Source organism: Neobacillus sp. SM06 (assembly GCF_050496765.1).
Taxonomy (GTDB): domain Bacteria; phylum Bacillota; class Bacilli; order Bacillales; family Cytobacillaceae; genus JAEVLT01.
The window spans coordinates 102,367-114,720 of sequence record NZ_JBNWEO010000007.1; the positions used below are offsets into that span (position 1 = coordinate 102,367).

10 protein-coding genes are annotated in these 12,354 nt (G+C 43.5%); 2 read left to right on the top strand and 8 right to left on the bottom strand.

Annotation, left to right across the window (positions count from 1 at the left end; all coding sequences use genetic code 11):
• Positions 1–33: 33 nt before the first annotated feature.
• From ACQYAD_RS01630 to cax, 6 genes are all read right to left on the bottom strand, one after another.
• Entirely contained in the window at positions 34–990 is a 957-nt protein-coding gene (locus tag ACQYAD_RS01630; RefSeq protein ID WP_430234861.1) for a nuclease-related domain-containing protein, read from the bottom strand.
• 1,299 nt (positions 991–2,289) lie between these two features.
• Positions 2,290–3,831 carry a fumarate hydratase gene (locus tag ACQYAD_RS01635; protein ID WP_430234863.1) on the bottom strand — a complete coding sequence of 514 codons (1,542 nt, stop codon included), beginning with the start codon at positions 3,829–3,831 and terminating at the stop codon, positions 2,290–2,292.
• A 195-nt stretch (positions 3,832–4,026) separates the two neighbouring features.
• Positions 4,027–4,212 (bottom strand): SE1561 family protein, encoded by a 186-nt coding sequence (locus ACQYAD_RS01640; protein WP_430234865.1) that lies wholly within the window; start codon positions 4,210–4,212, stop codon positions 4,027–4,029.
• Between the two features lie 167 nt (positions 4,213–4,379).
• Entirely contained in the window at positions 4,380–5,234 is an 855-nt protein-coding gene (locus ACQYAD_RS01645) for a hypothetical protein (protein WP_430234867.1), read from the bottom strand.
• 171 nt (positions 5,235–5,405) lie between these two features.
• Positions 5,406–6,215 (bottom strand): YfkD family protein, encoded by an 810-nt coding sequence (locus ACQYAD_RS01650; protein ID WP_430234869.1) that lies wholly within the window; start codon positions 6,213–6,215, stop codon positions 5,406–5,408.
• A gap of 373 nt (positions 6,216–6,588) precedes the next feature.
• Positions 6,589–7,629, bottom strand: coding sequence for a calcium/proton exchanger (gene cax, locus ACQYAD_RS01655; RefSeq protein ID WP_430235183.1), 1,041 nt, complete (start codon positions 7,627–7,629; stop codon positions 6,589–6,591).
• A 214-nt stretch (positions 7,630–7,843) separates the two neighbouring features.
• On the opposite strand from cax, the gene lgt reads away from it, so the two are divergent.
• The gene (lgt, locus tag ACQYAD_RS01660; protein WP_430234870.1) at positions 7,844–8,617 is read left to right on the top strand and encodes a prolipoprotein diacylglyceryl transferase; all 774 of its coding nucleotides are present in this window, start codon (positions 7,844–7,846) and stop codon (positions 8,615–8,617) included.
• Between the two features lie 218 nt (positions 8,618–8,835).
• Entirely contained in the window at positions 8,836–10,755 is a 1,920-nt protein-coding gene (locus ACQYAD_RS01665) for a heavy metal translocating P-type ATPase (protein WP_430234872.1), read from the top strand.
• 295 nt (positions 10,756–11,050) lie between these two features.
• On the opposite strand, the gene ACQYAD_RS01670 is transcribed toward ACQYAD_RS01665, so the two are convergent.
• Both ACQYAD_RS01670 and ACQYAD_RS01675 read right to left on the bottom strand, forming a co-directional pair.
• Complete coding sequence (locus tag ACQYAD_RS01670; RefSeq protein WP_430234874.1) at positions 11,051–11,890, bottom strand: YihY/virulence factor BrkB family protein; 840 nt, start codon at positions 11,888–11,890, stop codon at positions 11,051–11,053.
• A gap of 18 nt (positions 11,891–11,908) precedes the next feature.
• Entirely contained in the window at positions 11,909–12,259 is a 351-nt protein-coding gene (locus ACQYAD_RS01675; protein WP_430234876.1) for a YtxH domain-containing protein, read from the bottom strand.
• Positions 12,260–12,354 lie beyond the last annotated feature (95 nt).

Below are 12,354 nucleotides of genomic sequence, written 5' to 3' on the forward strand. Positions count from 1 at the left end.
AAGAGAAACATGTTTGGAATATAGTGGATTTTTTTAAAATGGCTGGTGGTATACTTTTCCTTTTGTTGTACCCGTTGAGGAAAGATGAAGTTGGGAAAGATGGTAAGTCGCGATTCTGGCAGATGGAAGACGAAGAAATTCTCTCAGCTCCGCATTGTTGCCTGAAGTTTTGATCAGCAAGAAATAATCTTCAATAGCTTGGATATGGGTATTTTTTGATACCGTGTGACAGAATGGGCAAATCCAATGACCATGCTGGTAATTCATGCCGATTCGATCACATTTTGGACATTGAACCCCTGTTAGGATTTCGCTCTTGCCTAAGTCATACTTTTCCAAAAAATTGATCTGATTTGGGGTATGCTTCTTTAGCAGAAATCTCTTGATTTTATGAATCGATTTTTCATCGAGCTGATCTTTTTTGTAAAATTTTTCATATTCATCGATTTTCTTTAACAGGTTATCTGCTTTGCAGACCCTTTTTTCGGCTTCATGGTAGCCTGGACTGATCGTAATGGTTGCTGATTGATTGCTTATGCATACCAAATGTTCAAAAACCGGCCAAGGCAGCTCGTATTTTTCAAACAGATAGTTTAAAAGAAGTTTGTGACGGTTCACTTGGGTGAGCGGATTTTGGTAAATGGTATGTTCACTGTTAATTTCTTGCGCGAGCTGATTTTTATCTAAAAATAACGATCCTGCATTGTTTTTTCCTTCTATAATGAAATTGGCATTTGGCGATAGAAGAAGGGCGTCAATTTGGAAGAAGGAATTGCCGATCGGAAGTCTGATATCGTGGAAAATATGGTAGCGCTTTTCAGGAAGCAAGCTTAAAAAGTATTGGATTCTTTGTTCCCCCTTGTATCCCGCGTTTAATGTATCCCTTTTGTGCTCGATTTCCTCCCTTTTCCGGTGATTTGCAGGTAATCTTCTCAGCGCCGCTTCGTGCTGCAGTAAAATAATGGGCTTTGTCAAGTCTTTTTCAATCAAACGGATCCCTCCCTAAATTTTAGTCATGATAAGGTTCGCGAAAATATGCCTGATTCCTGCTTTTTTACTTGAATTTTTTAGAAGTTCAAGGTTTTGTAACAAATTTAAGGAGTCTGGTTGTTGCTGGGGCGATCGAAAGGAGAAACTTTTGGTAAAAAAAGGACTCGGCCACGTTTTGGGTTGTTATTCGGCAACATGATTGGCAGAGTCGACGCGTTTGGATGGAAATTCGATATGTTTGGATTGGAATTCGACGCTTTTGTCGATTACGTCTCGCTTTTTTAGCCTAATGCAGAGAACTTTTTGGCCTGCATTATTTATTCGACGTATTCATACTGGGATTCAACCACTTTGAGAACGAATTCGACGTGTTTGACCCGGAATTCGACGGCAACTCTAAGCGAATTCGACGTGTTTGACCCGGAATTCGACGCAACTCTAAGCGAATTCGACGTGTTTGACCTGGAATTCGACGCTTTTGTCGAATGCGCCTCTCTTTTTTAGCCTAATGCAGAGAACTTTTTGGCCTGCATTATTTATTCGACGTATTCATGCTGGGATTCAACCACTTTGAGAACGAATTCGACGCAACTGTGTGCGAATTCGACGCGTTTGACCTGGAATTCGACGCAACTCTAAGCGAATTCGACGTGTTTGACCCGGAATTCGACGCTTTTGTCGAATGCGCCTCTCTTTTTTAGCCTAATGCAGAGAACTTTTTGGCCAGCATTATTTATTCGACGTATTCATACTGGGATTCAACCACTTTGAGAACGAATTCGACGTGTTTGACCCGGAATTCGACGGCAACTCTAAGCGAATTCGACGTGTTTGACCCGGAATTCGACGCTTTTGTCGAATGCGCCTCTCTTTTTTAGCCTAATGCAGAGAACTTTTTGGCCTGCATTATTTATTCGACGTATTCATGCTGGGATTCGACCACTTTGAGAACGAATTCGACGCAACTGTGTGCGAATTCGACGCGTTTGACCTGGAATTCGACGCAACTCTAAGCGAATTCGACGTGTTTGACCCGGAATTCGACGCTTTTGTCGAATGCGCCTCTCTTTTTTAGCCTAATGCAGAGAACTTTTTGGCCTGCATTATTTATTCGACGTATTCATGCTGGGATTCAACCACTTTGAGAACGAATTCGACGCAATTCCAAGCGAATTCGACGCGTTTGCCCCGGGATTCAACGCTTTTGTCGAATCCGCCCAACTTTTTCCACCCAAATGCAGAGGACTTCAACCGCAATAAGACCCCAACCATGATCCGATTGGGGCCTTACATACCTATTTAGAATACCCGCTCGTTGAACTGGGCTAATTTTTCCAAGGAGGATTTGTCGACGTCGGCGTGCAGGCTGTTGCCATGCGAATCCATTGTGACGACAGCGGTGAAGCCTTCTACTTTCAGATGCCACATGGCTTCTGGGATACCGAAGTTCATCAGGTCAACGCCTTCAACCGATTTGATGCAGTCGGCATAGTATTGCGCTGCCCCGCCGATCGCGTTTAAGTAGACGCCGCCGTGTTCCTGAAGAGCGGCGAGCGTTTTCGGACCCATGCCGCCTTTACCGATAACGGCGCGGATGCCGAACTTTTTCATAATATCGCCTTGATAAGGCTCCTCGCGAATGCTAGTTGTCGGACCGGCGGCTTTTACATGCCAGTTACCCTCTTTATCCTTCAACATAACTGGACCGCAGTGGTAGACAATTTGGCCATTGAGATCAACCGGTGCATCGTGATCCATTAAATATTTATGGATCGCATCCCGTCCTGTGTACAGCATTCCATTGATTTGCACTACATCGCCAACTTTTAGCGAGCGAATTTGTTCCTCGCTGATTGGGGCCTGAAGAGTGATTACCTCGTCGGTCGAAGCGGTAGCGGCTTGTTGACCGGCCTCAGTTTGGGAAAAGTCAGTGTCCTCGCCTTCCTGGTACATCCAATCGTTAATTTCGCCGGTTGCGGCATCAATATGGACACCTAAGCGGCGGAATGCCCAGCAATTGTAGGCAACTGAAACATAAAAGCTTGCAGGAATCCGGTTCATCACGCCAATTTTACAACCTAAAAGGGTTGCTTCGCCGCCAAAGCCCATTGTTCCAATTCCCAATTGATTTGCTTTTTCCATAATGTATTCTTCCAACTTGCGAAGATCTTCATTCGGATTCACGTCATCAACGGAGCGGAACAGCTGCTCTTTCGCTAAATCGTAACCGGCGGTGCGGTCGCCGCCAATGCCGACACCAATAAAGCCGGCGCTGCAGCCTTGTCCTTGAGCCTGATAGACTGAATGCAAAAGGCACTTGCGGATTCCATCCAAGTCGCGGCCGGCACGACCGAGGCCTTCAAGTTCGCATGGAAGGCTGTACTGAATATTTTTATTTTCACAACCGCCGCCTTTTAAAATTAAGCGAACTTCGATATAATCTTTCTCCCATTGGTCAAATTTAATGATCGGTGTACCGCCGCCCAAATTGTTGCCGCTGTTTTCGCCCGTTAACGAGTCAACGGAGTTTGGACGGAGTTTGCCTTCTTTTGTTGCCAGAACGATCGCATTTTTGATTGCCTCTTTAAGTTCCAATTGATTCACGCCAACAGGCGTTTTAATTTTAAAAGTAGGCATACCGGTGTCTTGGCAGATCGGCGAAACATTATCGTCCGCCATTTTAATATTGTTGGTGATGGTTGCCAGACTCATCGCCGCTCTTGTGCCGGCGTTTTCCTTTTCCTTTGCGGCTTTTACTGCGCGCCGTACATCTTTTGGAAGTTTCGTTGACGTATCCACAATCAGCTTGTACATGCTTTCTTCAAACTTTGCCACATTCATTTTCGTATCCCTCTCCCCTGTGTCCAAATTGCCATCTTCTAAATTTTACAACGATTTACGGCTATAATTATACTCCTATACGAAGTTGATTAAAAGATTTTGCAAACGATTTCACCTCATCCGCAGATCTAAAAGCAATGCATCGCATCTTGGGGAACCATTCCCATGAAAAAAAGAGCCAATTTCGTCTGGCTCTTACAGGTCGCGATGCTTGAACTCGCGGATTTTGGAATCAAGTTCGTCAATAATGGAAATCATTCTGTCAACGTCTTCCAACTCAGCCGCCTCCGGATCAATCGCATCCAATAGTTCGAGAAACATATTCAAACGCTGTTTTAAAAAATCTACTTGTTTATTCTTGTCGTGTATGTCTTTGCCCATATTGTTCTCCTTTCCAATCCCGTATTCATCCTATCGAAATCTTGTCAGGTTGACAATGCCTACTTTTATTTTACCCAGAATAATAACTACTAAGAAAAACCGAACAAAAGGCATCCGCGAAAAAAAAGAACCACAGCGTTTCGCTGCAGTTCTTAATAAATGTCTCATTACTTTTGGTTTGGCGTTTCCTGGCCGACATAGGTATGTTTCCCGCTGTCGGTGTCGGAATTGAGACTTACTGACTGACCCTTGTTTTTTTGACTGCCGTAAGTTTCATTGTTGTCCTTGAGACCTGCTGACTGACCCTCGTGTTTTTGACTGCTGTATGTTTGTTTCTTGCACTCCGTGACACCCGCCGACTGATCGTTTGCATTGGCATCCCCGGCTTGTCCACTTTGATCGCTTATGCCGAAACTGCTCTCGGTACCAAACGTTTCAATTTTCTCACTGCTGTTGCCGGCCGCTTCTGTTTTTAATTTTTCACTCTCATTGCTATTTTCACCAGCGGCTGCATCTAATTTTGCGTGTTCATCTGTTTGGGAACTTCCTCCCACCGAATTTCCGGAAGAAGAGTTCTCTCCTTCATTCCCACCAGGCACGTTGGTAATCCCTTTTAACTCACTGCCGGCGTCGACAATTTTAGAGCCAATTTGCTTCAGGTCGTCTTTCGCTCCTTTGACAGTGCTCAAAGCGTCGCTTGAGACGGCTTTAAAATCGCCCATTTTGCTAAATAAGTCTTCGTTCAGCCGTTCGTAGAGCTTTTGGGCATCGCTGAGTGCTTCTTTTAAAACATTTGTCACCTGATTAAATTGCGAAACCATCTGCTCTTTCATTTCACTCGGATTTTCCTTGACACCGCTAAGCATTTTTTGCGAAGTTGTTTTCAAATCAACCGCTGTCTCTTTCAATTGGGTTCTTGTTTTGGCGTCGATCAGGGAAAAAACACCCCCGATTAACCCGCCAATCACAATTCCTTTCATCAACATGCTATTTTTCTCATTTTCCGTCATCTGCTGTGCCATCCGTTATTCTCCTCCATTTCGTGTTTTTACAAGCTTGTATAGGATAACTTCCCGCTTAGCCGGAAAAATAAACAAAAACTCCTGCTTCAATTGAGCAGGAGTTTTTTTGTTGATGCGTATGTCCAATAACATTGTGAGTTGGGGCTTCAATTGAGCAGGAGCTGTATTTTTTCATCTTGGCCGTTCAGTCGCTAAGAAGCCGAACGAAACATAATCTTGAACCGGGATCCATGCGCCAATCCCTTGAGAGGTAACATTTTTAATCACGATAAACTTTTTGCTTCCTTTTAGCATCAAGTAGACTTCACCGTAAGTTACTTTGCCTTTTTCGTTTACAGCCGGTGCATAGGCGTACAAATACCCGAGCCGGTTTGCTGGAATGTTGTAAACGTGGTCGTTCTTTGTTCCGCCACCAATGACTGTTTCAAACGCAAGCGGCAATTTCGTTTTTTGCGTTGCTTTCAGAAGCATCATTTTTTTCACATCTTCAGCATTTGAAATTTTGGCTGTTAAACCGCCACGAATGATTTTCTGTGTTTCCTGAACGTAATGAATTTGATACGGTACCTTTCCGCCGCGATTGTCAAAATAATTGGTATTGATTTTTTGAAACTCCCAATTTGGCGAAGTTTCAAGCGACTCATAATTTAGTGGCCATTGCCCAAGGTAAATAATTGCCCGGTAACCAAGCGCAAATGGCGTGCTATTAATTGTCGTTTCATTCAGCATGCGAATTAAATCAGGATTTTCAATTTTGATTTTTGAAGTCTCGATTAACCTTTTCGTTAAATCGCTTGGCTGCAGCAACGGCAAATCCTGCGTTGGATTTGGGTACGTATTTTCTTTTGTGATATTGCGAACGGAAGAAGGCACTTGATACTTCATCGGTTCTACTTTTTTCGTTGCTTTTTCAGCTAAAGCCGCTGGTAAAAATAAGAGCATCAATGACAGCGCAAGCAGGATAGAAGTAAGCTTTTTCACGTTGTTGACTCCTTTCGCATATGGCATGTCAATAGTTTTTTCGAAGTTAAGTGATATTATCCATCGAAGCAAGAAATTCCTGCATGAAAACGTAATCAAATTGTAATATTGGATGCCTTTACATTAAATTTACTTTTTCCTATAATAAACTTAACCTTTTACAGAGGGGGGATGAAATCAATTCGCTCGAGATGGATTTAAAGGAGGTTGGGATTTATTCAGCATTCGTGTTTTTCGCTTGAAAGTCAAACATGAAGGTCGGTGATAGATGGTCCCAAAAGCGATTGATTGTTCCCATGATAAATCATGTATAGATACTTAGTGAAAAAATAAAGAAGACTCTGCGCTGACTTTGGCACAGAGTCTTTGTTTTTTATAGAAGAAAAAATCCGAGGCCCATAATAAAATAGGCGGCAATCAAGGTTAATCCTTCGAACCAATTGGATTCACCATCATTGGAGATCACCACCATCAACAATACAGACGAGGCCATGGAAATTAATTCCGGCCAGCTGAATAATAGCGGCATCGTTTGTTCAAAGAGGAGCGAGATCAGGACAAGGACGGGAAGGACAAACATTGCGACTTGCAGCGTTGATCCGATAGCGATCTCCACGGCGATATCCATTTTATTTTTGAAAGCCATTAGAACGGCGGAAGCATGCTCAGCCGCATTGCCAACAATCGCTACAATTATGACACCGATAAACAATTCGGACCAGCCAAAAGTGTCCGCAACATATTCAAAGGTTTTGACAAGATGTTCGGATAGATAGGCTACTGCCAATGTTGCCGCGGCTAAAATCGCCATGGCCTTCCATTTCCCCCACTCAGGCTTTTCTCTAGCATGCTGCACTTCTTCGGATTCATGCTGATAAACACCGCGATGGGTCACAAGTTTAAAAAATAAAGCGGCCAGATAGAGAATGATGAGAACAATTGAAATACCAATGCTTAAGGACAAGGTTTCACTGTTTTTCAAATTCAATGAAAAAACTTCCGGAATCACAAAAGCGACGATGACCGCAAACATTAACAGGCCGGAATTATGCCGGGCATCAAAAATATTAAATTCCTGGCGTTTAAACTTCAGTCCGCCGATAAAGAACGAAAGACCAGCAACAAGGAGCAGATTGCCGAGTACAGACCCCGTCAATGAAGCTAACACAACAGCCACAAGCCCCTCTTTTAAGGCGAAAATTGAAATGATCAATTCGACAGCGTTTCCAAACGTTGCATTCAAAAGGCCGCCGATCCGCGGACCGGAAACAATTGCAAGGCTTTCCGTTGCTCTTCCCATGTAACTGGCCAAAGCAATGATCGTCAAACAGTACAAACTAAACAACACAATATTTGACCAGTGCAGCCATGTTCCCATCACGGACAAAGGTACACCAATAAAAGTCATTAACATAAACACTTTATTTACCACGATTTTCCCACCAACCTTTTACAGGAATTTGTTTGATTGGGCTCTATTCTATTCTATCCAACCGAAGCCAATAAATTGCTTTTGATTTGATGGACGCGAAAAAAGAAAAATGTCCCAGAAAAAAATTCATTAATTTTTCACATTTTTTTGCTACAATCCCCCTAGTCACATTCAAAAAAGAAGGGGTGGTAATGACATGATTGGAAATGATTTAGTTAGTATTGGCGGTTTTAAGATTGCAACACACGGGGTCGGAATTGCCGTTGCGTTTTTAGTCGGGATGTGGCTATCTGTCCGGCTCGCGAAGCGGCAAGGTTTTGACTCTGAAATTGTGTTGGATTTCATGATTTATGCAATCATTGGCGGCGTTTTGGGGGCACGCTTATGGTATGTCATTCTGAACATCGGCTATTATGCGAGCAACCCGGCGAAAATCCTTGCTGTTTGGGAAGGTGGCCTGGCGATTCAAGGAGGGATTTTGGGCGGGATTGCCATTGGCATTTGGTTTGCGAAGAAACGAAATATTTCCGTTTGGCAACTTGCCGATATACTTGCGCCAGGACTTATTCTCGGGATGGCGATCGGCCGTATCGGTGATTTCTTGTCCGGTGGTGAATATGGGATTGTTTCCGAAAGGTTTGGTTTTGTTTATCAACAGCCGGGAACAGACGCCTACATTGCAAACGGTCCTGTCCCCCTTGTTCCAGCCGTTTTGTATGAAGCATTAGGGGATTTACTGATCATGTGGTTTTTGCTTGCCGTAAAAAAAGACAAGTTGCCTGAAGGTTTTAAATTTCTATGGATGCTCATTCTCTATTCGATTGTCCGCTTTTCATTGGAATTCGTCCGCGGCGATAGTATCTTAATCTTTTTTGGCTTGCGCAGTGCTCAAGTAACGAGCGTATTAACGATTCTTGTTACCCTTTTTATTATGAAGCGACGAAAAGAAATGGTCCCAAAGAAAAGTTAAGAAAATAAGCTTTTCCTTCTGGGTTACGTACCTCAAGTGACTCATTTAAAAGACCAAAAAAGCATTTTTCTAACCTCTACAAACGAAAATATGATATGATAAATGAGAATCGAATAAGTCACTTTTTGCTGTCATCTCTTTAGATGACAGCTTTCGTCTTTTTTAGGGGTAATGACGTTGATTCTTTTTCTCAACAAAATGTAGCGGAGGGGATAACTATGGGTTGTCATACAGAGGGGTTAACAAAAAGAAAGGAGCAGCCGGCGACGTTTACGGAAAAGATCAAACCACTTGCCGAATTAATTGCTGCAATTACAAGCGGGGTTCTGATCGCGGCTGGCTGGTTGCTTGAGAAAGGGGATTTCAGCACGGCCGCAGTCCTAATGTTTCTGCTTTCGTTTGTCATCGGCGGATTCGCAAAGGCAAAAGAAGGTATTGAAACAACCATTGAAACGAAAGAATTAAATGTTGAAATGCTGATGATTTTTGCTGCCATTGGTTCGGCGATTATTGGCTACTGGGCGGAGGGTGCGATTTTAATCTTTATTTTCTCGCTCAGCGGCGCCCTTGAAACGTATACAATGAACAAAAGTCATAAAGATATTTCGTCCTTGATGAAGCTTCAGCCCGAAGAAGCCCTGCTCATCAACAACGGGATTGAAAAAAAAGTTCCGGTTTCCGAGCTGGATGCCGGCGATCAGATTCTCGTTAAACCAGGCGAGCGGATTCCAGCAGACGGGGCGATTGTAAAAGGGCATACGAATATTGATGAGGCAGCGATCACAGGCGAGTCAATGCCTGTCTCAAAAGAAAATGAGGATGAAGTATTTGCCGGCACTGTCAATTTAACAGGCTCGATCACCGTAAAAGTCACGAAAAAAAGCACTGAAACGTTGTTTAGCAAAATTATCGAACTCGTCCAGTCAGCGCAAAGTGAAAAATCGCCATCACAGCTTTTTATTGAACGCTTTGAAGGAACTTATGTTAAAGCCGTGCTTGCTGTTGTTGTTTTGATGATGTTTCTCCCCCACTTTCTGCTAGGCTGGAGCTGGACGGAAACATTCTACCGAGCGATGATTTTATTGGTTGTTGCCTCGCCATGTGCCCTTGTCGCGTCAATCATGCCGGCAACTTTGTCCGCGATCTCACGCGGCGCCCGGCACGGCATTTTGGTGAAAGGCGGCGTCCATTTGGAAAACTTAGGCCACTTGGAAGCCATTGCTTTTGATAAAACAGGCACCTTGACAAAAGGGAAACCGGAAGTAACAGAAGTGATTGTAAAAGAAGGGCTTGATCGCGAGGAGTTTATTTTAAAGGCGGCATCTATTGAAAACTTCTCAAACCATCCGCTTGCCCAGGCCATTGTCAAATACGCCAAAAGCAATAGCAGCAACAAGCTTTTTCACCCGGATAGCCTTCAAGATTTCCCAGGCAAAGGGGTCAAGGCCAAAATCGGTGAGGAAGAGTGGAAAATTGGCAAAATGGATTTTGTCGGCGGCAAAGAGGCTGCGGAAGCCTTTGCAGCAGGAAAAGCAGAAGAATGGGCCAGCCGCGGAAATACCCTTGTTTTTGTGCAAGTGAATGAAGAAGTTTGCGGCATGTTTGCCCTGAAAGATACGGTAAGAGAAGAAACAAAAGCAGCGATTGACGATTTGAAAAGGGCAGGCATTTATACGGTAATGCTGACAGGCGACAGCGAGAAAACAGCCCAAGCGATTGCGGCCGAAAGCCATGTTGACGAGTTTTTTGCCGAGTGCTTGCCTGAGGAAAAGGTCGAACAAGTAAAAGAATTAAAGAAAAGATTTCAAACGGTTGCCATGGTCGGCGATGGGATCAATGACGCTCCGGCTCTAGCTCTAGCAAATGTAGGCATAGCCATGGGTGAAGGCACTGATGTAGCGCTCGAAACGGCGGATATTGTTTTAATGAAAAATGATCTCCCACGGATTGCCGAGGCCATCCAGCTGTCGAAACGGATGAACCGGATTATTAAGCAAAACGTTATCTTTTCCATCACCGTAATCGCGCTGCTCATTTCATCCAATTTTATTCAAGCTCTCGATTTGCCTTTTGGTGTCATCGGCCATGAAGGAAGCACCATTCTTGTGATCTTGAACAGCTTGCGGCTGTTAAAATAAATGGTGAGTCCCTTTGACGGAAGTTACCACTCGTTGTCACCACATCCTGCCGCTGTGCTGCTTGCGATGAAAATGAAAAGGACCGACTGAGTCGGTCCTTTTTTAATGATATCCATTGGATCCGTTTGCTGAGCCGGATGTTTTATGCTTTGGACGGCTTTTGCCTTTTTGCTTTGTACCGCCATCTTTTTTCGTATGTTTTGTCATTTTGCATCAACCTCCATGAAAGTTGGCTTGGTTCCCCGTTTTTTAGTGTCGTCATCTTTCGCAATTTCATGAAGGAAAGTTATGGAGGCTAGTCGCATTTCTGTTTATTTTTTTCACTGTAAAACGCATTGATTTCCCCGCCTAAAATAATAATAAATGCGGTCATATACATCCAGGTCATTAACACGATAATGGCTCCAATACTGCCATATGTGTTTGAGTAATGCGCAAAATTGCCAACATAAAAGGAAAGCGCCCAAGAAGATACGATCCAGCCGACCGTCGAAAAGGCAGCTCCCGGAAAAGCACTTTTGCAGCGCAATTTCACGTTTGGCGCAATCCAGTACAAAACGGTGAAGATCAGGAACAAGATGACAGCACTAACGATCCAGCGCAGCATATTCCAGACAACAAGAAATTCGTTTGTAAAGCCAAATTGTGAAAACAGAAAAACGCCGATCTGTCTCCCGAATACTGGTAAAAGCACGGCGGCAATCAGGACAAACACCATGCCGAACGTTAATAAAACCGCCATCCCTCTTGATACGATAAAGGAGCGGGTTTCCTTCACATTGTACGCTTTATTAAACGCGAGAACAATGGCATTGACCCCGTTTGATGCTGACCAAATCGTTCCGATAATTCCGAAAGAAAGCAGCCCGCCGCGACGATGATCCATAATATCGTTTAAATTTTTTTCAATTAAATTCATCGCTTCTGTTGGGGCAAATCCATTTAGCAGGCTAAGCATATAATGCTGGGAAATGGATAAGTAGGGAAGCAATGTAAATAAAAAAATAAGAAATGGGAACAGCGAAAAAAGAAAATAGTAGGCCAATTGTGCTGACATGCCTGGCAAATCATCCTCTTGAATTCGATGCCACAGCTTTTTTACCAATGAAGAATTCAGATCATCTAATTTCCCCACTATTCCACCTCTTTCGTTTTAAATCACTTGCTGGTTATCCAGATCATCTTCCTTTTTTGTAAAAGTGTCTTTTGTTTCTTTGAGAAGCTTCGTTACTTGCGGTGTTGTCTCCTTTAGCTCTTCCACTTTTTCCGCGATGAACGCCAAATCTTCCCCAACTTGCTCGACTGTCGTCCGTACTCTTTGGGCAGTTTCCTTGATTTGGCTTGTCACTTGTTTCGGATTTCTCACCATCTCTGCTGTCCCATGTGCAGCCCTTTTCCAGTTTTCTTTCATTGCCGCTCTCGTTTCTTTGTCCAATAAACTTAATGCCCCGCCTGCCAATGCTCCAATTAACATGCCTTTCCAGAACTTGTTTGAATTTGCCATGGATACCTCTCCTTAAACAAGATAAAAATCTTATCATGTTCTGTATGATTTTCTTCCCGCGAACTGAGCGGGACAAACATAAATTCAGTATAAAA